21 protein-coding genes are annotated in these 25,357 nt (G+C 73.8%); 12 read left to right on the top strand and 9 right to left on the bottom strand.

The annotated features are described in order from the left end of the window. Window positions 1-16 precede the first annotated feature (16 nt). Both AD017_RS09875 and AD017_RS09870 read right to left on the bottom strand, forming a co-directional pair. Complete coding sequence (locus tag AD017_RS09875) at window positions 17-1,426, bottom strand: NAD(P)/FAD-dependent oxidoreductase (RefSeq protein WP_010225877.1); 1,410 nt, start codon at window positions 1,424-1,426, stop codon at window positions 17-19. Then, on the bottom strand, window positions 1,417-3,012 hold the full coding sequence (locus tag AD017_RS09870) for a dolichyl-phosphate-mannose--protein mannosyltransferase (protein ID WP_060574019.1): 1,596 nt from the start codon (window positions 3,010-3,012) through the stop codon (window positions 1,417-1,419). Before AD017_RS09870 ends, AD017_RS09875 begins: the two co-directional genes overlap by 10 nt. A 25-nt stretch (window positions 3,013-3,037) precedes the next feature. On the opposite strand from AD017_RS09870, the gene rsmI reads away from it, so the two are divergent. Beyond that, entirely contained in the window at window positions 3,038-3,928 is an 891-nt protein-coding gene (gene rsmI, locus AD017_RS09865; protein ID WP_050802236.1) for a 16S rRNA (cytidine(1402)-2'-O)-methyltransferase, read from the top strand. Between the two features lie 327 nt (window positions 3,929-4,255). Here the strand turns inward: rsmI and AD017_RS09860 are convergent, their stop codons facing one another. Next, entirely contained in the window at window positions 4,256-5,443 is a 1,188-nt protein-coding gene (locus tag AD017_RS09860) for a cation:proton antiporter (RefSeq protein WP_010225883.1), read from the bottom strand. A gap of 6 nt (window positions 5,444-5,449) precedes the next feature. After that, entirely contained in the window at window positions 5,450-5,932 is a 483-nt protein-coding gene (locus AD017_RS09855; RefSeq protein ID WP_010225885.1) for a cation:proton antiporter regulatory subunit, read from the bottom strand. Between the two features lie 77 nt (window positions 5,933-6,009). Here AD017_RS09855 and zwf point away from each other — a divergent pair, with 77 nt between their 5' ends. Continuing rightward, window positions 6,010-7,431: a glucose-6-phosphate dehydrogenase gene (gene zwf, locus AD017_RS09850; protein WP_060574018.1), complete on the top strand. Its 1,422-nt coding sequence runs from the start codon at window positions 6,010-6,012 to the stop codon at window positions 7,429-7,431. Next, window positions 7,413-9,263, top strand: a complete 1,851-nt coding sequence (locus AD017_RS09845; protein ID WP_060574017.1) for a glycoside hydrolase family 15 protein — start codon at window positions 7,413-7,415, stop codon at window positions 9,261-9,263. The genes zwf and AD017_RS09845 overlap by 19 nt, the downstream gene beginning before the upstream one ends. A 21-nt stretch (window positions 9,264-9,284) precedes the next feature. Here the strand turns inward: AD017_RS09845 and AD017_RS09840 are convergent, their stop codons facing one another. After that, window positions 9,285-9,845, bottom strand: coding sequence for a hypothetical protein (locus AD017_RS09840; RefSeq protein ID WP_139323760.1), 561 nt, complete (start codon window positions 9,843-9,845; stop codon window positions 9,285-9,287). Between the two features lie 124 nt (window positions 9,846-9,969). On the opposite strand from AD017_RS09840, the gene metG reads away from it, so the two are divergent. From metG to AD017_RS09805, 8 genes are all read left to right on the top strand, one after another. After that, window positions 9,970-11,760, top strand: coding sequence for a methionine--tRNA ligase (metG, locus tag AD017_RS09835; RefSeq protein WP_082399151.1), 1,791 nt, complete (start codon window positions 9,970-9,972; stop codon window positions 11,758-11,760). Beyond that, a complete protein-coding gene (locus tag AD017_RS09830) occupies window positions 11,757-12,611 on the top strand; it encodes a TatD family hydrolase (protein WP_060574015.1) in 855 nt (284 codons plus the stop codon). Before metG ends, AD017_RS09830 begins: the two co-directional genes overlap by 4 nt. A gap of 265 nt (window positions 12,612-12,876) precedes the next feature. After that, window positions 12,877-13,785, top strand: a complete 909-nt coding sequence (locus tag AD017_RS37205) for a resuscitation-promoting factor (RefSeq protein ID WP_060574014.1) — start codon at window positions 12,877-12,879, stop codon at window positions 13,783-13,785. 43 nt (window positions 13,786-13,828) lie between these two features. Next, window positions 13,829-14,707, top strand: coding sequence for a 16S rRNA (adenine(1518)-N(6)/adenine(1519)-N(6))-dimethyltransferase RsmA (rsmA, locus tag AD017_RS09820; RefSeq protein WP_060574013.1), 879 nt, complete (start codon window positions 13,829-13,831; stop codon window positions 14,705-14,707). A gap of 60 nt (window positions 14,708-14,767) precedes the next feature. Further along, window positions 14,768-16,309 carry a DHA2 family efflux MFS transporter permease subunit gene (locus AD017_RS09815; RefSeq protein ID WP_255356984.1) on the top strand — a complete coding sequence of 514 codons (1,542 nt, stop codon included), beginning with the start codon at window positions 14,768-14,770 and terminating at the stop codon, window positions 16,307-16,309. A 458-nt stretch (window positions 16,310-16,767) separates the two neighbouring features. Further along, window positions 16,768-16,914: a hypothetical protein gene (locus AD017_RS35230; RefSeq protein ID WP_168172831.1), complete on the top strand. Its 147-nt coding sequence runs from the start codon at window positions 16,768-16,770 to the stop codon at window positions 16,912-16,914. A gap of 61 nt (window positions 16,915-16,975) precedes the next feature. Beyond that, window positions 16,976-17,953: a 4-(cytidine 5'-diphospho)-2-C-methyl-D-erythritol kinase gene (locus AD017_RS09810; RefSeq protein WP_060574011.1), complete on the top strand. Its 978-nt coding sequence runs from the start codon at window positions 16,976-16,978 to the stop codon at window positions 17,951-17,953. 17 nt (window positions 17,954-17,970) lie between these two features. Next, window positions 17,971-19,791: an ABC-F family ATP-binding cassette domain-containing protein gene (locus tag AD017_RS09805; protein ID WP_060574010.1), complete on the top strand. Its 1,821-nt coding sequence runs from the start codon at window positions 17,971-17,973 to the stop codon at window positions 19,789-19,791. A gap of 240 nt (window positions 19,792-20,031) precedes the next feature. Here AD017_RS09805 and AD017_RS09800 read toward each other — a convergent pair whose 3' ends face one another. Both AD017_RS09800 and AD017_RS09795 read right to left on the bottom strand, forming a co-directional pair. Next, entirely contained in the window at window positions 20,032-20,862 is an 831-nt protein-coding gene (locus AD017_RS09800) for an LLM class F420-dependent oxidoreductase (protein WP_060576325.1), read from the bottom strand. A 47-nt stretch (window positions 20,863-20,909) separates the two neighbouring features. Next, a complete protein-coding gene (locus AD017_RS09795; protein WP_060574009.1) occupies window positions 20,910-22,277 on the bottom strand; it encodes a M20/M25/M40 family metallo-hydrolase in 1,368 nt (455 codons plus the stop codon). A 90-nt stretch (window positions 22,278-22,367) separates the two neighbouring features. Between AD017_RS09795 and AD017_RS09790 the strand changes: the two genes are divergently transcribed. Continuing rightward, a complete protein-coding gene (locus AD017_RS09790) occupies window positions 22,368-24,050 on the top strand; it encodes a fatty acyl-AMP ligase (RefSeq protein WP_060574008.1) in 1,683 nt (560 codons plus the stop codon). 18 nt (window positions 24,051-24,068) lie between these two features. Here AD017_RS09790 and pth read toward each other — a convergent pair whose 3' ends face one another. Both pth and AD017_RS09780 read right to left on the bottom strand, forming a co-directional pair. Next, window positions 24,069-24,662: an aminoacyl-tRNA hydrolase gene (gene pth, locus AD017_RS09785; RefSeq protein ID WP_060574007.1), complete on the bottom strand. Its 594-nt coding sequence runs from the start codon at window positions 24,660-24,662 to the stop codon at window positions 24,069-24,071. Next, a complete protein-coding gene (locus tag AD017_RS09780) occupies window positions 24,659-25,333 on the bottom strand; it encodes a 50S ribosomal protein L25/general stress protein Ctc (RefSeq protein WP_060574006.1) in 675 nt (224 codons plus the stop codon). The genes pth and AD017_RS09780 overlap by 4 nt, the downstream gene beginning before the upstream one ends. Window positions 25,334-25,357 lie beyond the last annotated feature (24 nt).

The raw sequence follows: 25,357 nt of genomic DNA, 5'->3' as shown, positions 1-25,357 counted from the left end.
ATTCATGGGCTCACTCTCACCGGCCCGCGCGGGCGAGCGCCTCGGTCGCGGCGAGGTGGCCGGACATGCCGTGGACCCCGCCGCCCGGTGGCGTCGACGCGGAGCAGAGGTACACCCCGTCCAGCGGTGTCGCGTACCGCGACCAGCGGGGGACCGGGCCGAGCACGGCCGAGAACAGGCCGGCCATGGCGCCGTTGATCGCGCCGCCGACGTAGTTCTCGTCGTCGTGGTGCAGATCGGTGGCCGTGCGCACGGTGCGGCGTTCGACCAGGTCCCGGAAGCCGGGGGCGAACCGCTCGACCTGCCGCTCGATCGCGGCGGTCATGTCCCGGTCCGACCCGTTCGGGACGTGGCAGTAGCTCCACAGCGTGTGCTTCCCGGCCGGCGCCCGGGTGGGGTCGGCGACGCAGGCCTGCACCGCGAGCACGTAGGGCGCGTCCGGGTGCCGGCCGGCCTCGGCGTCGGCCTCCGAGCGGGCGATCTCGTCGAGGGTGCCGCCGAGATGCAGCGTCCCGGCGCGGCGGCAGTCCGGGTTCGTCCACGGCACCGGTCCGGACAGCTCGAAGTCGACCTTGCAGACGCCCGGTCCGTACCGGTGCCGGCGCAGCGAGCGGGCGTACCCGGCCGGGAGGTCCGCCATCGCCAGGAACTGGAACGGGGTGACGTCGAGCAGCGTCAGGTCCCGGGCCGGCAGCTCGGCGAGCGAGCCGATCCGGTGCCCCGTCTCGACCTCGCCGCCGAGCCGCCGCAGCTCCCGGACCATCGCGTCGGCGAGCACCCCGGACCCGCCCTCGACGACCGGCCAGTCCGCCGCGTGCGCCGCGACGACGAGCGCCAGCGCGAACGCCGAGGTCAGCGGGGCGTCGAGGCGGCGGATCGTGTGCGCGCCCGCCCCCGCGAGGAGGGCGCGGGCCTCGTCGGTGCGGAACGCGGCACGGCCCAGGTCACGCACCCCGAGCAGGCCGGGCAGCCCGAACCGGGCCAGCGTCACCGGGTGGCGCGGCACCCGGCGCAGGGACCCGAGCATCTCCGGCCACAGCTGCTCGTGGTCGCGTACGAGGGGACCGAGCAGCCGTTCCCACGCGCGGCCGTCCTCGCCCAGCCCGGCGGCGGTCGACGCGACGGAGCGGTGGGCCAGCGCGGCGCGACCGCCGTCGAGCGGATGCGCGAACGCGATCTCCGGGTACCGCATCCGCACCCCGAGCCCGTCCAGGTCGAGGGTCCGGAAGAACGGCGAGACCATCGCGAGCGCCTGCACCGTGGAGCAGACGTCGTGCGTCCACCCGTCGCGGTGGGTGCTGCGCAGCCCCCCGCCCGGCTCGTCGGCCGCCTCGTACACCCGCACCGCGCGTCCGGCCCTGGCCAGCGTGATCGCGGCGGCGAGACCGTTCGGCCCCGACCCGACGACGACCGCGTCTAGCGCCACGACGGCAGCCAGAGCTCGGCCTGCCAGTGCGCCTGGGTGATCGGGTCGCCGACCAGGATCGGCCACAGCCACACGAAGTTCACCAGGATCAGCGCGAGCCACCCGGCGACGACGAGCCGGCCGGTCCGCCGTCGTCGTTCGGACTCGCCGGCGTGCCCCAGCATCCGGCCCATCACCAGCACGACCCCCAGCACCAGGAACGGCACCACCGGCATCATGTAGAAGAAGTACATCTGCCGGTCGAGGTTCAGGAACCAGGGCAGGAACCCGGCGCCGTAGCCGACGAGCACCGCGATCCAGCGCCAGTCGGCCCGCGTCACGGCCCGCCACAGGCCCCACAGCAGCACGGGGATCGCCGGCCACCACAGGGCGGGTGTCCCGATCAGCATCACCGCCGACACGCACTCGGACTCCCCGCAGCCGGTCGCCGAGTCGGAGTAGCGGTAGAGCATCGGGCGCAGCCCCATCGGCCACGTCCACGGCTTCGACTCCCACGGGTGCCGTCCCGCGGAGCTGGTCGTCAGGTTCTCGTGGAACGCCAGCGCCTGACCGTGGTAGTACCAGAGCGACCGCACCGCGTCCGGCATCCAGGACCACATGCCGCCGGTGCCGATCTCGCGTCCGACCTGGTGCCGGTCGATCCCGGTCTCGCTGCCGAACCAGGCCCACCAGGAACCGACGTAGGTGAGGATCGGGACCAGCGCGAGGGCCCAGAGCGCGGGCGCGAGGTCGCGGGCCGCCGTACCGGCCCACGGGCGCGCCACCCCGGCCCGCCGCCGCAGCGAGACGTCCCAGAGCACGCACAGCACGCCGAACGCGGCCACGTAGTACGAGCCGTTCCACTTCACCGCGCAGGCGAGCCCGAGGCAGACGCCGGCGACCAGCCGCCACCAGCGCACCCCCCAGCGCGGGCCGAACGGATGATCACCGACACGTCCCTCGGCGATCACCCGGGCCATCCGGGCGCGGACGTCGTCCCGGTCGCAGAGCAGCGCCGCGAACGCGGCGACCACGAAGACCGCGGAGAACGCGTCGAGCATCCCCATCCGGGACTGCACGTGGGACAGGCCGTCGGCGACGAGCAGCAGGCCGGCGAGGCCGCCGAGCGCCGTCGACCGGGTCAGCCGCCGCCCGATCCGGACGATCAGCAGGACGGTCAGCACCCCGGCCAGCGCGGCCGAGACCCGCCAGCCGACGCCGTCGTAGCCGAAGACCAGCTGCCCGAGCGCGATCAGCTGCTTGGCCAGCGGCGGGTGGACGATCTTCTCGTAGCCCGGGTTGTTCTCGACGCCGCCGTTCCGGACCATCTCCCAGGCCTGCGGGACGTAGTGCTTCTCGTCGAACACCGGGGTGCCACGGTCGGTCGGCTCGCCCAGGTCGTAGAACCGGAGCAGAGCCGCGATCAGCACGACGCCCGCCGTCACCAGCCACCCGTACAGCCGATCGGCCGGAGGCGGGACACCGAGCCGGGCTCCCGGACCGGGATCGGCCCGCCGCAGCGGCGGGGGAGTGCCGTGCGGCGTCAGACCGGGCTCCGGACCCGCTCCGGCGACCCTGCTCCCGGGGTCGGCGGTCGAGGTGGGCATCGCCGTCGATCGTAGGCTGGTCCCCGTGTCGCCCGCCGCTGCCTCCGGTCCCGGGGCGTCCGTCGCCTCCCCAGCGACGACGCCCGGACGCCTCGTCCTGGCCGCGACCCCGCTCGGCGACCCGCGGGACGCCTCGCCGCGGCTGCGTGAGCTGATCGGCACCGCCGACGTCATCGCCGCCGAGGACACCCGCCGCTTCCGGACGCTCGCCGCGTCACTGGAGGTCACCTACGTCGGCCGGATCGTCAGCCACTACGACGCCGTCGAGACCGAGCGGCTCCCCGGCCTGCTCGCCGCGGTCCGGGACGGCGCGACCGTGCTGGTGGTGTCCGACGCCGGGATGCCCGCGGTGTCCGATCCCGGCTACCGGCTGGTCGCCGCGGCCGCCGCCGAGGACCTTCCCGTCACCTGCGTCCCCGGCCCGTCGGCGGTGACGACGGCGCTGGTCCTGTCCGGGCTGCCCTGCGAGCGGTTCTGCTTCGACGGCTTTCCCCCGCGGCGCTCCGGTGACCGGCGGCGCTGGCTGGAGACCCTGCGCGACGAGCGCCGCGCCGCGGTCTTCTTCGAGTCGCCGCGCCGGACCGCCGACACCCTCGCCGACGCCGTCGCCGTGCTGGGGCCCGACCGCCGCGCCGCGGTGTGCCGGGAGCTGACCAAGACCTACGAGCAGGTGAAGCGCGGGACGCTCGCCTCGCTCGCCGCGTGGGCGGCGGAGGGCGACGTCCTGGGTGAGGTGACGATCGTGCTGGCCGGCGCGGAGGCCCGCGAGGCCCCGCCGGTCGAGTCGCTGGTCGACGCGGTCCAGGAGCGCACCGACGACGGCGAGCGGCTGAAGGACGCCGTCGCCGCGGTCGCCGAGGCCGCCGGGGTGCCGAAGCGGGAGCTGTACAACGCGACGCTCGCGGCGCGCGGCTGAGCCGTCACCTGCCGGTCCCGGCGAGGCTGCCGCGGTCGTCGTGCCGCACGGCCGTGCCCCCTTCTGCGGAATCGCTCTCTGTGGAATCGCTGCCTCAGGAAGCGATGTCGTGGACGGTGCAGGCGTGCGAGCGCCGTCGAAGGACGGCTGCGATGTGCGCTCGCCGACCCGGGGCCGTACCTGCCTGTCGAATCGCTGCCTGAAGCAGCGATTTCCTGGAAGAGGTGTCCCTGGCCTTCGCGGTGGCGGACCCACCAGCGGCCCGGAAGACGGGCGCCGGGAGCGAGCGCCGGAATCCGCTGCGCCGGAACCCGCTGCGCCGTCCGCTCAGGCGTTCGCCTTCTCCGTCGCGCGGGCCCGGACCGGGATCGCGCGCACGACCGGCTCGACGTAGCGCGCCGCGATCGGCCCCAGCACGGCCATGATCAGCACGTAGGCCGTCGCCAGGGCCGAGAGCTCGGCGGGGACCGCGGCGTAGCCGACGGCCAGGCCGGCGATGACGATCGAGAACTCGCCGCGCGCGACCAGCGCGGCCCCGGCGCGGGCGCGGCCCATCCGGCCGATCCGGGCCCGGCGGGCGGCCCACCAGCCCGTCGCGTACTTGGTGGCGGTGGTCGACACGGCCAGCACCAGAGCCCAGCCCAGCACCGGCGGGATCGCCCGCGGGTCCGTCGTCAGGCCGAACACCACGAAGAACACGGCGGCGAACAGGTCGCGCAGCGGTTCCAGGAGCTTCGTCGCGTTCTCCGCGGTCGACCCGGAGATCGCGATCCCGAGCAGGAACGCCCCGACGGCCGCCGAGACCTGCATGGCCTGGGCGAACCCGGCCACGAGCAACGCCGCGCCGAGGACCTTGAGGAGGAAGACCTCGCGGTCGTCGGAGTCGACGATCGCCGAGACGTAGCGGCCGTAGCGCAGCGCGACGACCAGCACGACGGCGATGACGACCAGCGAGATCGTGACCGCGCTGATCCCGCCCCACAGCGTCACCCCGAGCAGCAGCGCCGTCAGGATCGGCAGGTAGAGGGCCATCACCAGGTCCTCGAACACCAGCACCGAGAGGATCACCGGGGTCTCCCGGTTGCCCAGCCGTCCCAGGTCGGACAGCACCTTCGCGACGATCCCGGACGACGAGATGTACGTGACGCCGCCGAGCACCATCGCGCCGACCGGCCCCCAGCCGAGGATCAGCGCCACCGCGACGCCCGGCGCGGCGTTGAGCACGATGTCGACGAGTCCCGCCGTCCAGGACCGCTTCAGTCCCGTGACGAGCTCGGCGGCGGAGTACTCCAGCCCGAGCAGCAACAGCAGCAGGACGACGCCGACCTCACCGGCCAGCGAGGTGAAGTCACCGATGTCCCCCAGCGGGAAGATCCCGCCGGAACCGAAGGCGAGCCCGCCGACCAGGTACAGCGGGATGGGCGACAGACCGATCTTCTGCGCGAGCCTGCCGAGCAGGCCGAGGCCGAAGAAGACGGCGCCGAGCTCGAGGAGTTCGAGTGCGGTGTGGTCCAAGGCGGCTCAGCCGCGCGCGAGGACGTCGGCGGCCTGTTCGAGCTTCTCCGTGGTCCCGACCGCGATCACGATGTCGCCGGCGGCGAGCACGAAGTCCGGGGTCGGGGAGGGGAGGACCTGTCCGGCGCGCATCACCGCGACCACCGACACCTGGGTGCGGGTGCGCAGCGCGGTGTCACCCAGCGGGCGCGCGTCGTACGGGCTGTTGTGCTTGATCGGCAGCTTGCGGGTGGTGATGCCCGGCAGGTCCGCGTGCTCGTCGTTGAGCTGGTTGACCAGCTGCGGGGCGCCGAGCAGGTTCGCCAGCGCACCGGCCTCCTCGGTGGTCAGCGGCAGCTCGGCGACGCAGGCGTCCGGGTCGTCCGCGCGGGAGAGGATCAGGTCGATCTTCCCGTCGCGGTGCGTGATGACCCCGACCCTGCGCCCGTTGCGCAGCTCGATCTCCTTGCGTACCCCGATCCCGGGCAGCGGAGTGACATCGACGTTCACCCGTGCAACGGTACGCCGCGGACACGGTGTGGCGAAGCGGGCCGGTTCGACCCCCGTTCACGGGGGTACGACCCGTCATGGCTCTGCCCCCGCACGTCATCGTGCTCTTCGGCGCCACCGGCGACCTCGCGCGGCGCAAGCTCTTCCCGGGGCTGCTGCACCTGCAGAACGCGGGCCTGCTCCCCGAGGACTTCCGCGTGATCGGCTCCGGGCGGCACTCACCCGGCACCGACGACGAGTTCCGCGACCGGATCCGGGACGCACTCGGCGACACCACCGGCTGGGAGGACCTCGCACCCCGGCTGAACTTCGTCGTCTCCGACGCCGACGATGCCGACGACGGCTCCGACCTGGCCGACGCCGTCCGCCGGGCCGAGGACGACCTGCGCGGGCCGGGGGACGCCGACGTCCGGCGGCTGGTCTACCTGTCGGTCCCGCCCGCGGCGATGACCCCGATGGTCGCGATGCTCGGCCGGACCGGGATCGCCGAGCGGTCCCGGCTGGTGCTGGAGAAGCCCTTCGGCACCGACCTGGCCTCGGCCCGCGAGCTGCACGCCGGCCTGGAGCAGGTCTACGACGAGCGCGACGTGTTCCGGATCGACCACTTCCTCGGCAAGGAGTCGGTGCAGAACATCCTCGCCCTCCGCTTCGCCAACGGCCTGTTCGAACCGGTCTGGAACCGGCAGAACATCCGCTACGTGCAGATCGACGTCCCGGAGGAGATCGGGATCGAGGGGCGGGCGTCGTTCATGGAGTCCACCGGCACGTTCCGGGACATGATCTCCACGCACCTGTTCCAGATCCTCGGCTTCGTCGCGCTGGAACCGCCGTACGAGATCTCACCGGACGCCCTGCACGACGAGAAGGCGAAGGTCTTCCGCTCGATCCGGCCGCTGGACCCGTCCCGCGTGGTGTTCGGCCAGTACACCGGCTACCGCGACGAGGACGGCGTGGCCGGCGACTCCCGGGTCGAGACGTTCGTCGCGCTGGAGGTGCACGTCGACGACTGGCGCTGGTTCGGCGTCCCGTTCCTGCTGCGCACCGGCAAGGCGATGGGCGCGACCCGCCGCACCGTGACGATCGGCTTCGACGAGCCCGCCCTGACGATGTTCCCGGGCGGCTCCTTCACGGGCGACGCGTCGGACGGCCCGCCGACCGAGCTCGTCCTGGAGCTGGCCGACGAGCCGAGCGTGGAGCTCGACGTCCGCGCGAAGGTCCCCGGTCCCGAGCTGCGGGTCGGCCGCGGCCGGATGTGCCTGGACCTCGCCGGCTCCTTCCCGGACGATGTCTCGCTGGAGGCCTACGAACGGCTGCTGCTCGACGTGATGAAGGGCGACCGCACGCTGTTCACCACGACCGAGGAGGTGGAGCGGTTGTGGGAGCTCTGTGACCCGGTGCTCGCCGACCCGCCTCCGGTGCAGGAGTACCCGCGCGGCTCCTGGGGCCCGCAGGACGCGCTGGACCTCCCGGGCCCGCGCGGATGGCGGGTGTCCGGGTGAGCGGCGCGGGCGGCCCGGGCGGCACCGGCTACCTGCCGATCGCCGAGCACGGGATCATCGGCGACCTGCGCACCGCGGCACTGGTCGGCACGGACGGCACCGTCGACTGGTTCTGTCCCGGCCGGTTCGACGCGCCGAGCGTGTTCGCCTCGCTGCTCGACGCCGGCTCCGGCGGGCACTGGGGCCTCGCGCCGCGGACCGACGACACCGAGCTGACCACCCAGCAGCAGTTCTACTACCCCGACTCGAACATCCTGATCACCCGCTTCCTCACCGCGGACGGCATCGTCGAGGTGCAGGACTTCCTGGTGCTGCTGGCCCCGCACGACGCAGGCCACCGGCAGCGCCTCGTCCGCCGGGTGACCGGGGTGCGGGGATCGGTGCCGATGGTCGTCGACGTCGTCCCGCGCCCGGACTACGCCCGCGAGGTGCCGGAGGTGGTGACGGGCGGCGCCGGGATCCGGTTCACCGGCAGCGGGATCGTGCTGGACCTGACCTCGACGGTCGAGCTGTCGGTCGTCGACCACGCCGCACGGGCCGAGTTCGACACCCGGGAGGGCCGTACCGAGGTCTTCGTCCTGGAGGTCGACGGCGACGGACCCGACCCCTGCGACGACGGCGCCGACGACCTGTTCGAGGGCACCGTCGCGTTCTGGAAGGACTGGCTGAAGCGGTCGTCGTACACGGGGCGGTGGCGGGAGCGGGTGCACCGCTCCGCGCTCACCCTCAAGATGCTCACCCACGAACCGACCGGCGCCGTGATCGCGTCACCGACGATGGCGTTGCCCGAGCAGCTCGGCGGGGAGCGGAACTGGGACTACCGCTACGTCTGGATGCGCGACGCGGCCTTCACCCTCTACGCCCTGCTGAGGCTCGGGTTCACCGAGGAGGCGGGGGCGTTCATCGACTGGCTCACCGACCGGTTCGTGGAGCCCGAGGACGGCGCCCAGGGACCGCTCCGCGTGATGTACACGATCGACGGCGACGACGTTCCGGCCGAGATCGAGCTCGACCACCTGGAGGGCTACCGCGGGTCCCGCCCGGTGCTGTGCGGCAACGGCGCCGCCGGGCAGCTCCAGCTCGACATCTACGGCGAGATCATCGACTCGGTCTACCTCTACGACAAGCACGGCCGGGGCGTCGGGCACGAGGACTGGACGAACCTCTGCGCGATCCTCGAGTGGCTGCGCGGGCACTGGGACGCCCCCGACGAGGGCATCTGGGAGACCCGTGCCGGCCGCCAGGACCACGTGTTCTCCCGGCTCATGTGCTGGGTCGCGGTCGAGCGGATGATCCGGATGGCGCGGCGGCGCGGGCTGCCCGGCGACGTCGGGGCGTGGACCACGACCCGGGACGAGATCTACCACCAGATCATGGACCGCGGCTGGGACCCGGACGTCGGCCCGCGCGGCTCGTTCGTCCAGCGCTACGGCGCCACCACGCTGGACGCCTCGGTGCTGCTCATGCCGATGGTCAAGTTCTGTGCCCCGACCGAGCCGAGGTTCGCCGCGACCCTGGACGCGATCAACGACACCCTCGTCGTCGACACCCTGGTGTTCCGCTACGACGTCGAGGACTCCCCGGACGGTCTCGAGGGGGAGGAGGGCACGTTCTCGATGTGCTCGTTCTGGAACGTCGAGGCGATGACCCGCGCCGGACGGCGCGAGCACGCCCGGATCGCGCTGGAGAAGATGTTCTCCTACGGCAACCACCTGGGGCTCTACGCCGAGGAGATCGGACTGACCGGGGAGCAGCTGGGCAACTTCCCGCAGGCCTTCACCCACCTGTCGCTGATCAGCTCCGCGATCAACCTCGACCGCGCACTGGGCTGACGGCCGGAAGGGCGGGAGCGCTCAGTGCGCGGTGGCGCACGCCTCCATCAGCCGCGCCCCGTGGTCGACGGCCCGCTCCCGGTCCACCGGGCTGGCCGGGTCGAGCCAGGCGAGGACGATCTCGGCGATCCCGCCCATCACGAAGTGCCCGGCCAGGCGGAGGTCGTCGGGCCCGACCCGGGTGTCGATCGGCTGCGCGGCCATCAGCTCGCCGAACCCGCGGTTCGCGCTGCGCCGCCGGGCGACCAGCGGCGGGCACCCGAACGCGTCGGCCAGCACGACGACCCGTCGCGGGTCGCGGGCGACGTCGTCGAGCATCGCCGCCATCACGGCCCGGAACCGGTCGACGGGGGTCGGGGCGGACGCCGCCGCCTGCAGCATGGCCGCGGCGCGCTCGTCCACGATCGCGTCGAACACCGCGCACACCAGGTCGGCGCCGGTCGGGAACTCCGCGGCGGCCGTCCCGGGCAGCCCCGCCCGCGCGGCCGCGGCGACCGGGTCGACGGCGGGCCAGCCGCCGTCCACCCACTGCTGGAGGGCCGCGTCGAGGAGCCCCTCGCGGTCCTGTTCGGCACGGTCCATGACCGTCATCATGGCACCGCGGGTCCGGTGCGGGGCCGTTTCCACAGCGGACACACACGGTCGGACACACCGCCGGGCCGTGCCGCCGCGGAAGGCGGTGGCCCCGGTGAATACGCTGGAGGGCATGAGCAAAGCCGTGCTGACCGCCGTGGCGTGGCCCTACGCCAACGGCCCCCGGCACATCGGCCACGTGTCCGGGTTCGGTGTGCCCTCCGACGTCTTCGCCCGGTACCGGCGGATGGCGGGGGACCGGGTGCTGATGGTCTCCGGCACCGACGAGCACGGCACACCGATCCAGGTGCAGGCCGACGCCGAGGGGCTCACCCCGCGGCAGCTGGCCGACAAGTACAACGACGTCATCACCCGGGACCTGCAGGGCCTCGGCCTGAGCTACGACCTGTTCACCCGCACCACGACCTCGAACCACTACGAGGTCGTGCAGCACATGTTCACGGCGCTGTACAAGAACGGGTACATCGTGCCGCGGACCCAGCTCGCCGCGATCAGCCCGTCGACCGGGCGCACGCTGCCGGACCGCTACATCGAGGGCACCTGCCCGATCTGCGGCTACGACGGCGCCCGCGGCGACCAGTGCGACAACTGCGGCAACCAGCTCGACCCGGCCGACCTCGAGAACCCCCGCTCGAAGATCAACGGGGAGACCCCGTCGTTCGTCGAGACGGAGCACTTCTTCCTCGACCTGCCCGCGTTCTCCGAGGCGCTCGGGTCGTGGCTGTCGACCCGCACCGACTGGCGGCCGAACGTGCTGAAGTTCTCGGCGAACCTGGCCGAGAACCTGAAGCCGCGGGCGATCACGCGGGACCTGGAGTGGGGCGTCCCGGTGCCGCTGGACGGCTGGTCGGACAACCCGATGAAGAAGATCTACGTCTGGTTCGACGCCGTCATCGGCTACCTGTCCGCGTCGGTCGAGTGGGCCCGCCGCGGTCCCGACCCGGACGCCTGGAAGCAGTGGTGGACCGACCCCGAGGCCCAGGCCTTCTACTTCATGGGCAAGGACAACATCACCTTCCACTCGGTGATGTGGCCGGCGATCCTGCTCGGACACAACGGGCAGGGCGACCGCGGGGGCGACCCGGGGCGCTACGGGAAGCTCGACCTGCCCAGCGAGGTCGTGTCCTCGGAGTACCTGACGATGCTCGGCTCCAAGTTCTCCACCTCGCGCGGCACCGTGATCTACGTCGGCGACTTCCTCCGCGAGTTCGGGCCGGACGCGCTGCGGTACCACATCGCCGTCGCCGGTCCGGAGAACCAGGACGTCGACTTCACCTGGGACGAGTTCGTCCGCCGGGTGAACTTCGAGCTGGCCAACGAGTGGGGCAACCTCGTCAACCGGTCGGTCTCGATGGCGCACAAGAACGTCGGTGCGATCCCGGCGCCGACGGCCCCGCAGCAGGCCGACGCCGAGCTGCTCGCGGTCTCGCGGGCCGGGTTCGACACGGTCGGCGGGCTGCTCGCCCGGAACCGGTTCAAGCAGGCCGCCGGCGAGGCGATGCGGGTCGTCACCGCGGCGAACCGGTACCTGTCCGACCAGGAGCCGTGGAAGCGCAAGGACGACCCGGAGCGCCGGGACACGATCCTGCACACGGCACTGCAGGTCGTGCAGGACGCCAACACCCTGCTCACCCCGTTCCTGCCGCACTCGGCCCAGAAGGTGCACGAGGCGCTGGGCGGTGCCGGGGTGTGGGCCGCGCAGCCGGAGCGCCAGGAGGTCGACGACCTCGGCGACGGGCCGTCGTACCCGGTCCTGACCGGGGACTACGCGGCCGAGCAGGCGCACTGGGGGTCCACCCCGGTCGAGGTCGGCCGTCCGCTGGCCAAGCCGACGCCGATCTTCGCCAAGCTCCCGCCGGAGCTGGGGGAGACCGGTCCGGAGTGGGCACCGATCCAGCAGTGAGCGCGCCGTCGGAGACCCAGGGCCCGCACGGCCGCCGTCCCCGCCCGGATCCGCCGGAGCCGCTCGCGGCACCGACGATCGACTCGCACACGCACCTCGACGCGTGCGGCTGCGAGACCGACGCCGACGTCGTCGCCGCCCTGGACCGGGCGGCGGCGACCGGTGTCGCCGGGGTGGTGACGATCGCCGACGACCTCGTCGCGGCCCGCTGGGCGGTCGGGGCGGCGCACGCCGACGACCGGGTGTGGGCGGCGGTGGCGCTGCACCCCACCCGTACGGCGTCGGTGTCCGGCGCCGATCTCGCCGAGATCGAGCGGCTCGCCGCCGACGACCGGGTGGTCGCCATCGGCGAGACCGGCCTGGACTACTACTGGGACCACGCGCCGCCGTCGGCCCAGCAGGACGCCTTCCGCTGGCACATCGGCCTCGCCAAGCGCACCGGCAAGCCGCTGATGATCCACGACCGGGACGCGCACGACGACGTCCTGCGGATCCTCCGCGAGGAGGGCGCCCCCGACGACGTCGTCTTCCACTGCTTCTCCGGCGACGCGGCGATGGCCCGCGAGTGCGTCGACGCCGGGTACGTCCTGTCGTTCGCGGGGCCCGTCACCTTCAAGCGCAACGACGAGCTGCGCGCCGCGGCGGCGCTCGTGCCCGACGACCGGTACCTGGTGGAGACCGACGCCCCGTTCCTCACCCCGCACCCGCACCGCGGGCGGGCGAACGAGCCGTACGTCCTGCCGTGGACCGTCCGCGGGATCGCGGCGACCCGCGGGGAGACGGAAGCCCGGGTCGCCGAGTCGGCACGACGCAACGCCGAACGGATCTTTCGGCTGGACGCAACCGAATAACACCGCCCAACGCAGCGGAGGTCGGGGTCCTCGTCACTCGGCGTCGATCACGGGCCGCTCGTCGCCGGTCCCGTGTCCGATGGCCTCGGTCCGGTCACGGTCCGCTAACGTCGTCGGCCGTACCCGCCGGGACGGGGTCGCTCCCCCGACCCGCGGGACGACGACCGGTCCGCTCCCCAGCAGAGGTTCCGCTCCCCGGTACCGCGCCGGTCGTCGTCTCCGCAGGTCATGGCCTTGTCCCGGACAGCCGAGCCCACGGGAAGTCATGTTCGAGCGCAGCGTTGTTCCGACCCCCGACGACGACGTCACGCGTCCCCTTCCCCTGTCCGGTGGTGCCGCCGCACCCGCCGGGCTCTCCGGCGACGAGGCCGGGTACGTCAGCTACGAGGGCAGGCACCGCGGCGGACCGTCGAAGACGGGCGTCCGCACCGTCGCCGCGGCCGCGCTGTTCTCGGTGCCGACCGCGGGCCTGGCCGTCGCCGTGATGGCGCCGGAGCCGGGCGACGCGACACAGTCGCTGCGCGCCGACCTCGCCTCGAACGCGACCGACCTCGGCACCGCGTCGATGTCGCTGGAGCGCCAGGCTTCCCCGTCGACGTCGTTCGCGCCGGTCGCGGCGCCGACGTCCGGGGCGGACATCGTCGACGCCCAGATCGTCGAGTCGCAGAAGCTCCCGGTCCCCGAGCAGGAGGTGCAGGACCCCTCCCTGGAGGAGGGCACCCGCACCGTCGTCGACCCGGGCCGTGAGGGCGAGCGCAGCGTGATCTGGCGGGTCACCTACGACAAGGGCCGCGAGGTCGCCCGCGACCGGATCGGTGCCGGCCAGGACACCCCGGCCACGCCGCGGGTCGTGAAGGTCGGCACCAAGAAGAAGGCCGAGGAGGTCGTCGAGAAGGCGAAGTCCGCCGCGCCCGCCGTCTCGAACGGCGCCACCTGGGACAAGCTCGCCAAGTGCGAGTCCGGCGGCGACTGGTCGACCAACACGGGCAACGGCTACCAGGGCGGCCTGCAGTTCGACAAGCAGACCTGGCAGTCCTACGGCGGCGACCAGTACGCCCCGACCGCGGACAAGGCCAGCCGCGAGGAGCAGATCTCGGTCGCCGAGAAGGTGAAGGACGACCGCGGCGGCTACAGCGCCTGGCCGTCCTGCTCGTCCAAGCTCGGCCTGAGCTGATCCCGGCGGGCCGCCCGTCCGCCGTCCCGGCGAGAATGGGCGCGTGAGCGAGAACGGGACCGCCCGGCTGCTGGGCCCCGCCGACGTCCGGGTGCTGGCCGACCGGCTCGGGCTGCGACCCACCAAGAAGCTCGGCCAGAACTTCGTGCACGACGCGAACACCGTCCGCCGGATCGTGAAGTCGGCCGGTGTGGGCGCCGACGACGTCGTGCTCGAGGTCGGGCCCGGGCTCGGGTCGCTGACCCTGGCACTGCTCCCGGTGGCCGCCCGCGTGCACGTGATCGAGATCGACCCGGTGCTCGCGGAGCTGCTCCCGGAGACGGTCGCCGAGCGGGCACCCGGTCTCGCCGACCGGCTCACCGTCACCGGCGCCGACGCGATGCGGGTCTCCGCCGCCGAGCTCGCCGCCGACGCAGGCGGGGCCCGGCCTGCGGATCCCACCGCGATCGTGGCGAACCTGCCGTACAACGTCGCGGTCCCGGTGATCCTGCACCTGCTCGCCGAGCTGCCGAGCCTCGAGCGCGGGCTGGTCATGGTGCAGGCCGAGGTCGCCGACCGGCTCGCCGCCGGCCCCGGCTCCCGGCAGTACGGCGCCCCCAGCGCCAAGCTCGCCTGGTACGCCGACGCCCGCCGCGCCGGTCCCGTCCCGCGGGCGGTGTTCTGGCCGGTTCCCGGTGTCGACTCCGGACTGCTCGCCTTCACCCGGCACGACCCGCCGTCCGGTGCGGACCGGGACGCGACCTTCGCGGTGATCGAGGCTGCGTTCGCCCAGCGCCGCAAGGCCCTGCGCGGGGCACTCGCGGGCTGGGCGGGATCCCCGGCGGCCGCCGAGACCGCGTTGCGGGCGGCCGGGATCGACCCGACCACGCGCGCCGAGCGCCTGTCGGTGACCGACTTCGCCGCCGTCGCCGCGCACCGCTGACCCGCACCGGTACGTGGGGGTGAGCGGAGCGACGGACGCGGCGGGCCGCATCATGTCGGGGTGACACGGGCGAGCGGGCGAGTGGTCGGCACGGACGGGACGAGCCCGTGGCCGGCGTTGTGGGCCCTGGTCATCGGGTTCTTCATGATCCTGGTCGACGCGACGATCGTGACCGTCGCGACGCCGGCACTCCTGGCCGCGTTCGGCGCGGACGTCAACTCGGTGATCTGGGTGACCAGCGCCTACCTGCTGGCCTACGCCGTCCCGCTCCTGATCACCGGCCGGCTCGGGGACCGGTTCGGCCCGAAGCACGTGTACCTGGCCGGGCTCGCCGTGTTCACGCTCGCGTCGCTGTGGTGCGGGCTCACGACGACCGTCGGCGGCCTGATCGTCGCGCGGGTCGCGCAGGGCCTCGGCGCCTCGCTGATGACCCCGCAGACGATGTCGGTGATCACCCGCACGTTCCCGGCGGCCCAGCGTGGCCGGGCGATGAGCCTGTGGGGTGCCGTCGCCGGGGTCGCGACGCTGGCCGGGCCGATCCTCGGCGGGCTGCTGGTCGGCGGTCTCGGCTGGGAGTGGATCTTCTTCGTCAACGTGCCGTTCGGCGTCGTCGCGTTCGTCGCCGTGTGGCGGCTGGTGCCGTCGCTGCCGACCTCCCGGCGACGGTTCGACCTGGTCGGCGTCGTGCTGTCCGCGGCCGGGATGTTCCTGCTGGTGTTCGGGATCCAGGAGGGCCAGAAGTACGACTGGAGCCCGCTGGTGTGGACGTCCATCCTCGTCGGCGCCGGGATCCTCGTCGTGTTCGTGTGGTGGCAGTCCCGGACGCGGTCCGAGCCGCTCGTCGCGCTCCAGCTGTTCCGGGACCGCAACTTCTCGCTGGCCAACATCGCGATCTGCACCGTCGGCTTCGCGATCACCGCGCAGGGCTTCCCGCTGATGATCTACGCGCAGAGCGTGCGCGGGTTCACCCCCACCGAGGCGGCGCTGCTGCTGGCGCCGCTGGCGATCCTGTCCGGCGGGCTCGCGCCGTGGACCGGGCGGCTCACCGACCGGATCCATCCGCGGTTGATCGGCGGGTTCGGGATGGCGACGTTCGTCGCCGGGCTGCTGTGGCTCGCGCTGGCGATGGGCCCGGACACCCCGGTCTGGCAGCTGGTGCTGCCGATCGCGCTGCTCGGCATCTCCAACTCGTGCGTGTGGGCGCCGATCTCGACGAGCGCCACCCGGAACCTGCCGATGGACCAGGCCGGGTCGGGATCGGGGATCTACAACGCCACCCGGCAGGTCGGCGCGGTGCTGGGCAGCGCCGGGATCGCGGTGCTGATGGAGGCCCGCATCGCCGCCCTGGTCCCCGGGGCCGGCGGCGGGTCCGGGGGCTCGCCGGAGACGGCCGTCGCCGGCGGTCCGCTCCCCGAGGCGGTGCGGGAGCCGTTCGCCGTGGCGATGGCGCAGTCGGTGCTGCTCCCCGCAGGCGTCCTCGTGGTCGGGCTGGTCGCCGTCGCCTGCTTCGCGACGCCCCGCCACCTGCTCGCGCAGCGCCCCGGCGCCGGCGAGCCCGCGGCCGCTGCGTCGTCCGCACCGAGGGAGTCGCCGGGCGGATGATCCGGCCGGGACACCGGGACACCGGGACACCGGGACACCGGGACACCGGGACACCGGGACACCGGGACACCGGGACACCGGGACACCGGGACACCGGGACACCGGGACACCGGGACACCGGGATGCGGACGGCCGCATGCCGGGACGCGAAGACCGGTGCGGCCGTCGCGGCCACCGTGCCTTCTGCCGGATCGCTTCCCCAGGCAGCGATTTCCGGAACCCCACTCCGACCCGGCGGACAGACGGAGCCGACGCGGCGTCGGGACTCCGGCACCGGATACCGGACGCCGGAACGTCGGGACGTCGGGATGCCGGGATGCCGGGACGCGCGGACATGGTGCGGCCGTCGCGGTGACCTTCCTCTTCTGCCGAATCGCTTCCTCACGCAGCGACTTTCCGGAACCCCTCCCCGGCCGGACGGACAGCCGGCGTCGCCGCGGCGGTGGTGCCGCCCCGTTATGCCTCCGCGCCGCGCCGCGCCGCGCCGCGCCGCGCCGCGCCGCGCCGCGCCGCGCCGCGCCGCGCCGCGCCGCGCCGCGCCGCGCCGGGCCGAGCCGAGCCGAGCCGAGCCGGGCACCCCGGCGTGGCGCCCGGAGCGCTGGTGAGCCCGCCCACGCATCGGGACGGGCGACGGCAGGTCCGGGTCCCGGCCCGTAGGGTTGAACGGTGCTGTCCGCCGTTCCGCGACCGGTCACCGTCCGGGTCCCCGCGAAGATCAACCTGCACCTCGCCGTCGGCGGGGTGCGGCCGGACGGCTTCCACGACCTCGTGACCGTCTTCCACGCGGTGAGTCTCTTCGACGAGGTGTCGGTGCAGCCCGCCGACGAGCCGGCACTGGAGGTGCACGGCGACGGCGTCGCCGAGGTCCCGCTGGACGCCACCAACCTGGCCTGGCGGGCCGTCGAGCTGCTGGCACAGAAGGCCGACCGCGACCCGGACGTGCGGGTCACCCTGCGCAAGGGCATCCCGGTCGCCGGCGGGATGGCGGGCGGCTCCGCCGACGCGGCCGGGGCGCTCGTCGCGCTCGCCGCGCTGTGGCGGATGGAGCTGGGCCGCGACGAGCTGTCCACGCTGGCCGCCGAGCTGGGATCGGACGTCGCGTTCGGGCTGCACGGCGGCACCGCGCTCGGTACCGGGCGCGGTGAGCGGATCATCCCGGTGCTGGCCCGGCACCGCCTGCACTGGGTGATCGCGCTGGCGCGGGGTGGGCTGTCCACACCGGCGGTGTTCGGCGAGCTCGACCGGCTGCGCGGCGACGGCGAGATCACCGAGCGTCCGGTCGAGCCGGTGCTCGAGGCGCTCTCCTCGGGGGACCCCAACCGGCTCGCGCTGAACCTGGGCAACGACCTGCAGGCCGCCGCGGTCTCCATGGCGCCCGACCTGCGCCGCACGTTGCGCGCCGGGGTCAATGCGGGCGCGCTGGCCGGGCTGGTGTCCGGGTCCGGGCCGACGTGCGCGTTCCTCTGCGCCGACGCCGACGCGGCCGTCGAGGTCGCCACGGAGCTGGCCGGGATGGGCGTGTGCCGCACCGTCCGGGTCGCCCACGGACCGGTAGGCGGCGCCCGCGTCGTCGACGAGAACGAACCCCCGCCCGAGCGCGGCGGACCGGCGTCCTCGGGCGCCTGGCCCCCGGCACGCGCATGACGGACCAAGAGAGCTGAATGCCCGAGAACCTGCTCAACCTGGAGAACGTCACCGCGCACGTGCCCGGTGACGCGTCGCGCGTGCTGCTCGACGGCGTGTCGCTGGGCGTCGAGCGCGGCGACCGGATCGGCGTCGTCGGCCTCAACGGTGGCGGCAAGTCCACGCTGCTCGACGTCATCACCGACGAGCGACCGGTCGAGGGCGGCCGGGTCAGCCGTCTCGGCGGGCTGCGGATGGCGCACCTGGTGCAGCACGACCGCTTCCCGGCCGGCTCCACGGTGCGCGACATCGTGCTCGCCGGCTACGGCGCCGACCACGAGTGGGCGGCCGACCCCCGGGTGCGTGACGTGCTCGACGGTCTCGGGATCACCCCGAAGGGCGCCGGCGCCGACGCGCTCGACCGGCCCACCGAGGGCCTCTCCGGCGGGGAGAAGCGGCGGATCGCGCTGGCCGCGGCGCTGGTCGGCGACCTCGATCTCGTCGTGCTCGACGAGCCGACCAACCACCTCGACGTCGAGGGCATCGGCTGGCTCGCCCGGCACCTGACCGAGCGGCGGATCGCGCTCGTCGTCGTCACGCACGACCGCTGGTTCCTCGACACCGTCTGCACCCGCACCTGGGAGGTCGCGAACGGCCGGGTCGAGTCCTACACCGGCGGCTACGCGGACTGGATCTACGCGCGGGCCGAGCGTTCCCGGCAGGCCGACGCGGCCGAGCAGCGCCGCCGCAACCTCGCCCGCAAGGAGCTGGCCTGGCTGCGTCGCGGGCCGCCCGCGCGGACGTCGAAGCCGCGGTACCGGATCGAGTCGGCCGAGGCGCTGATCGCCGACGTCCCGGCGCCCCGCGACACCGTCGAGCTGATGCAGTTCGCGACCAACCGGCTCGGGCGCACCGTGCTGGAGCTGGAGGACGCGACCGTCGCGATCGCCGGCCGCACCCTGCTCGACCGGGTCACCTGGCGGCTCGGTCCGGGCGACCGGGTCGGCATCGTCGGCGTCAACGGCTCCGGCAAGACGACGCTGCTGCGGGCCCTGTCCGGGGACCGTGAGCTCGACGCCGGACGGCGGGTGCAGGGCAGCACCGTGAAGATGGCGCAGCTGACCCAGGAGCTCGTCGACCTGCCGCCGGAGATGCGCGTGCTGGAGGCGACCGAGGCCGTCGCCAAGTACGTGCGGCTCGGGAAGCAGGAGATGACGGCGTCGCAGGTCCTGGAGCGGCTCGGGTTCCCCGCGTCGCGGCAGTGGACCCCCGTCGGACGCCTGTCCGGCGGCGAGCGCCGACGGCTGCAGCTCACGAGGCTGCTGATGGACGAGCCGAACGTGCTGCTGCTCGACGAGCCCACGAACGACCTGGACGTCGACACGCTCGCCGGGCTGGAGGACCTGCTCGACGGCTGGCCGGGGACGCTCGTCGTCGTCAGCCACGACCGGTACCTGACCGAGCGGGTCTGCGACCAGGTGGTCGCGCTGTTCGGCGACGGCACGCTGACCCACCTGCCCGGCGGCATAGGCGAGTACCTCGCCCGGCGCGCGTCGGCGGACCGGATCACGGCGGGTCCGGCGGCCACCGCGGCGACCCCGGGTGCGACGGCGGCCCGGCCCGCGGCGCCGAAGGTCGACGCGGCGGCCCAGCGCACCGCCCGCAAGGACGCCCAGCGCCTCGAACGCCGCATGGACCAGCTCACGAAGCGCGAGGAGAAGCTGCACGCCCAGCTGGCCGAGGCGGCGACCGATCCGGCGCGTCTGCAGGAGCTCGACCGGGAGCTCCGCGACGTCGTCGCCGAGCGGGAGTCCGTCGAGATCGAGTGGCTCGAGGCCGCCGAGCGGGCCGAGGGCTGAGGCCGTTCTCCTACCGGACCTCTCCTACCGAAGTAGGAGGGAATCCGGTTGGAAATCCGTAGTTCGGCTGATCCGGGGGCCCCCGGTGACCGGCTAGCGTCGTGACCACGCCACGACGGGCTGGGGAGCGTCGTCGTGACGAGGGGGACGAGCCGGTCCCGCCGCCGTCCGTCGGGGGACGACGGCGGGGCCGGTTTCTCGTCTCCGCCGACGGTGACCGGCCCCGTCCGCCGGACGGGATCAGCGTGCCTTCGCCGCCACCTCCGCGAGCTCGTCGAGCGTCGTCAGGGTCTCCTTCTCGGGCCGCGTCGGGAGCATGAACGTCACCCGTTCGACCCCCGCGTCGGCGTAGCCCGCGACCACGTCCGGGTCGGCGGGCGCCCCGAACACCGTGGTCGGGACGTCCGGCTTGCCGCGTCCGGCGAGATCCGCCCGCACCTGCTTGATCTCGTCGAAGGACGCGTGGCCCCGCGGCAGCCAGCCGTCGCCGACCTCGGCGAGCCGGGTCAGCGCCGCCTCGCTCTCCCCACCCAGGTAGATCGGTGGGTGCGGCGAACGGACCGGCTTCGGCCAGCAGTACGACCGCTCGATGTCGACGTGGTCGCCGTGGAACTCGGCCTCGTCCTCGGTCCACAGCGCCTTCAGGGCGTGCAGCTGCTCGGTCATCAGCTTGCCGCGCCTCGTCGGGTCGACGCCGTGGTTGCGCATCTCCTCGCGGTTCCATCCGGCCCCGACGCCGAACAGCAGCCGTCCGCCGGAGACGAGGTCCACGCTCGCCGACTGCTTCGCCGTGTGGATCACGTCGCGCTGCGGCATCAGCGCGATGCCGGTGCCCAGCAACAGGTCCGTCGTGGTCTCCGCCATCGCGGCGAGCGTGACGAACGGGTCGAGCGTGCGGTAGTAGACCCGGGGCAGGTCACCGCCGCCCGGGTACGGGGACTCCCGGCTGGTCGGGATGTGCGAGTGCTCGGCGAGCCACACCGAGTCGAACCCGCGCTCCTCGAGGGCCGCGCCCAGGGGGCCGGGGCGGATGCCCTCGTCGGTCACGAACGTCGCGATGCCGAACTTCATGGTGCAGTGGTACCCGGTCCGGGCCCGCCGCATTCCGCCGGCTGCGGTCAGCCCGTCCCGGAGAGCCGCCGCAGCAGCAACGCCTCGGCCAGCACCCCGCGGCCGAACATGCCCAGGTGCAGGCTCTCGTCGATCCCGTGCCAGCGGCTCGCCGGGTCGCCGACGCCGGTGACCAGCACGGCCGCTCCGGGGAAGGTCCGCGCGAACTCGGCGATGAAGGGGATCGAGCCGCCGATGCCGGCCTCGACCGCGGCGTTCCCGAACGCCGCGGAGAACGCCGCCCGGGCGTGGTCGTACACGGCACCGGTGGAGGACAGGCTGAACGGCTCGGCGACCCCGGCCCCGGGCGTCACGGCCACCTGCGCGCCCCACGGCACGTTCTGCTCCAGGTGCTCCGCGAGCGCCCGCTGGGCCTCGGCCGCGTCCTGCCCGGGTGCGAGCCGCATGCTGACCATCGCCCGGGCACGGGGGAGGAGCACGTTGGACGCCTCGGCGACCTTCGGCGCGTCGATGCCGAGCACCGCGACGGCGGGGGAGAGGTTGACCCGGTCCGGGATGCTGCCGGTCCCCAGCAGCTCGACGCCGTCGAGCAGGCCGGCGTCGGCGCGGTAGGTGGCCTCGTCCGGGTCGGGAGCGTCCGAGCTGCTGCGCACCAGGCCGGGGACGGCGACCTCGCCCTTGTCGTCGTGCAGCGTGGCGAGCGTCCGGCAGAGCACGGTGAGCGCGTCCCCGATCGGACCGCCGTAGACGCCGGAGTGGACCGGCCGCTCCAGCACCGACACCTCGACGACGACGTCGACGAGACCGCGCAGGCTGGTGGTCAGCGCCGGGACGTCGACGGCCGGGTTCGCGGCGTCGGCGATCACGATGACGTCGGCGGCGAGCGCGGCGTGGTGCTCGGCCAGCAGCGCGGACAGCGTCGGCGAGCCGGACTCCTCCTCGCCCTCGACGAACAGCGTCACGCCGACCGGTGGCCGGCCGTCGTAGGCGCGAAGCACCGCCAGGTGGGTCATGACGCCGGCCTTGTCGTCGGCGGCGCCGCGGCCGTAGAGCCGGCCGTCCCGCTCGGTCGGCTCGAACGGCGGGCTGGTCCAGTTGTCGTCGCCGCCGGTCGGCTGGACGTCGTGGTGGGCGTAGAGCATCACCGTCGGCATGCCTTCGGGCGCGGGCCAGTGCGCGACGACGGCCGGTGCCCCGCCGTCGGCGGCGAGGACCCGCACCTCCGAGGCGCCGGCGTCGCGGGCGAGTGCGGCGACCGCGTCGGCGGAGCGCCGGGTGTCCTCGGCGTGCGCCGGGTCGGCCCAGATGCTCGGGATGCGGACCAGCGCCTCCAGGTCGGTGCGCGCTCCCGGCAGGACCGCGTCGACCGCCGAGGAGAGCTCCGTGGGAGGGGTGCCGATCTGCTGCTCGCCCATGGCGCCGGATGCTACGCCCGCGGCCGTCCGGGTCCGCCGGTCACCGATCTTCGCGGCGGGGACGGGTGATTCGTCGCTAGTGTCGGGCCCATGTCCCGCTTCCTGGCGATGATGCTGGAGTCCGCGACCGGTCCCGATCGGGACGCCCGCGGGATGACGACGGGTGAGCCGCGCGAGCCGGTCCGCCGGAGCTGGGCCGAGGTGCACCGGGCGGCCCTGGCGTCCGCGGACGCGCTGCGGCGGCCCGGCGCGTCGGGCGAGCCCGTGCTGCCGTTCGGCGGTGCGGTCGGGGTGCTGGCGGGCGAGCCCGCGGAGATCGCCCCCGCGGCGCAGGCGGTCTGGCTGTGCGGGGGCAGCGTGACGATGCTGCACCAGCCGACCCCCCGCACCGACCTGGCGGTCTGGGCCGAAGACACCGTCACCACGCTCAAGATGGTCGACGCGGCCATGGTCCTGCTGGGGCCGCCGTTCGACGCGCTGGCGCCGGTGCTGACCGAGCAGGGGGTCGCGTTCCGGACGCTCGACTCGCTCGACGGCGACCCGGACGCCTTCACCGCCGCCGCGGACGTCGCCGACGAGGGCGACACCGCGCTGTTGCAGCTGACCAGCGGGTCGACGGCCGCGCCGAAGGCCGTGCGGATCACCCACGGGAACCTGCACGCGAACATCGGCTCGATGGTGACCGCGTCGCAGCTCGACGTGGCGACCGACCGGATGGTGTCGTGGCTGCCGCTGTTCCACGACATGGGGATGGTCGGGTTCCTGACCGTCCCGATGACGGTCGGCCTGGATCTCGTCACCGTGACCCCGGCCGACTTCCTCGGCAGGCCACGGCTGTGGGCCGAGCTGATCTCGCGCTACGGCGGCACGGTCACCGCCGCCCCGAACTTCGCCTACGCGGTGCTGGCCCGCCAGCTCGCCCGGGTCGACGACGGCGAGCTCGACCTGTCCTCGCTGCGGATCGCGCTCAACGGTGCCGAGCCCGTCGATCCCGCGGCGGTCGAGGCGTTCACCGCGGCCGGTGCCCGGTTCGGGCTGCGTCCCGAGTCGGTGCTGTGCGCCTACGGGATGGCGGAGACCGCCCTCGGGGTGGCGTTCGCACCGGTCCACACCGGTCTCGCGGTGGACCGGGTCGACGCCGAGGAGCTCGAGGCGCACCGCCGCGCGACGCCGGCCGGTGCCGCCCCGGCCCGGGGGTTCCCGGAGCTCGGACCGCCGCTGCCCGGCATCGAGGTGAAGGTCGTCGGCTCCGGGGGAGCGGACCTGGGGCCGCGCGAGGTCGGCGTGCTGCACCTGCGCGGTGCCGCCGTGACGCCCGGCTACCTGACCGTGGAGGGCCCGCTGTCCACACAGGACGCAGACGGGTGGTTCGACACCGGCGACGAGGGCTACCTGACCGACGGCGGCGCCGTCGTGGTCTGCGGCCGCACCAAGGACGTGATCATCATGGGCGGCCGCAACATCTACCCGACCGACATCGAGCGTGCGGCGGGGGAGGCCGACGGGGTCCGTGCGGGCAACGTCGTCGCGGTGCGGATCGCGGCGGGCGAGGGCCGGCACCGCGAGTCGTTCGCCGTCGCGGTGGAGGCGAAGGGCGCCGACACCGACGACGCCGTGAAGGCGATCCGCGCGGACGTCGTCCGCCGGGTGGTGTCCGCGGTCGGGGTCCGGCCCGCCGAGGTCGCGGTGCTGGCGCCGGGGAGCCTGCCGAAGACGCCGTCGGGCAAGCTCCGCCGCGCCGCCACCGCCGACCTGCTGACCGCCCCGCGCTGACCCCGCGGGGTCAGGGGGTCAGCCCGAGAGCGGGTGGAAGCGGTTCTGGGCCGGCTCCAGGCCGTCGGACAGCAGCGCCTCGGCGGCGTCGGCGGCCAGGTCCAGCCCCAGGTCGAGCTCCTTGTTCTCGGCGCCCGAGAACCGCTTGAGCACGTAGTCCGCCGGGTCCTGACGACCCGGCGGCCTGCCGATGCCGAACCGGACCCGCAGGTAGTCCTTCGTCCCCAGCGAGCGGCTGATCGAGCGCAGGCCGTTGTGCCCGCCCTCGCCGCCGCCCCGCTTGAGCCGGACGAGGCCGAAGTCGAGGTCCAGCTCGTCGTGGATCACGATCACCTCGGTCGGCGGGACCGAGAAGTACTTCACGAGACCGGTGACCGGACCGCCCGAGAGGTTCATGTACGTCCGGGGGACGGCCACGGTCACCGGGCGGCCGGCCAGCCGGCCCTGGGCCACGTCGGAGTTCGACCGCTTGTGGACCGAGAACCGGCCGGCGCCGGCCCGCGCCGCCAGCAGGGCGGCGACGCGGGTACCGACGTTGTGCCGGGTCCCCTCGTACTCCGGGCCCGGGTTCCCGAGCCCGACGACGAGCGCGGGACCCGGCACCGCACTCACTTGTCGGAGTCGCCCTCGGAGGACTCGGACGCCTCGGCCGACTCGCCGGCGGCCTCCTCGTCGTCGGACGGGTCCTCGACGACACCGGCACCCTCGGTGTCGATCTCGGCCTCCAGGTCCTCCTCGGTCGGGGCCGGGACGACCTGCACGACGAGGTACTCCTCGTCGGTGCGCAGCTCGACGCCGTTCGGCAGGCGCAGGTCCTTCGCGTAGTACTGGGTGCCGATCTCGGCCTCCTCCACGGAGACCTCGATGTTCTCCGGGATGTTCAGCGCGTCGGCCTCGACCAGGACGGTGTTCAGGTCCTGGGTGACCAGCGAGCCCGGGGCGGCGTCGCCGGTGACGACGACGTCCAGCTCGACCTCGACCTTCTCGCCCCGCTTGATGACGAGGAGGTCGACGTGCTCGATGTAGGGGCGCAGCGGGTGCACGACCACGGTCTTGGTCAGCGCGAGCTGCGGCTTGCTGCCGTCGACGTCCAGCTCGAGCACGGCGTTGCGGCCCTGGTCACGGACGACGGCCGCGAACTCCAGCGACGGCAGCGACAGGTGCACCGGGTCGGTGCCGTGCCCGTAGAGGACGGCGGGGATCTTGCCGGCACGGCGGGTGCGGCGGGCTGCGCCCTTGCCGAACTCGGTGCGGTTCTCGGCGGGGATGCGGGTCTGGGCCACGGGTCCGTGCTCCTCGTAGATCTG

Origin of the sequence: Pseudonocardia sp. EC080619-01, from assembly GCF_001420995.1 — a bacterium.
Classification (GTDB): Bacteria; Actinomycetota; Actinomycetes; order Mycobacteriales; family Pseudonocardiaceae; genus Pseudonocardia.
This window is presented reverse-complemented; position numbering and strand designations above follow the sequence as displayed.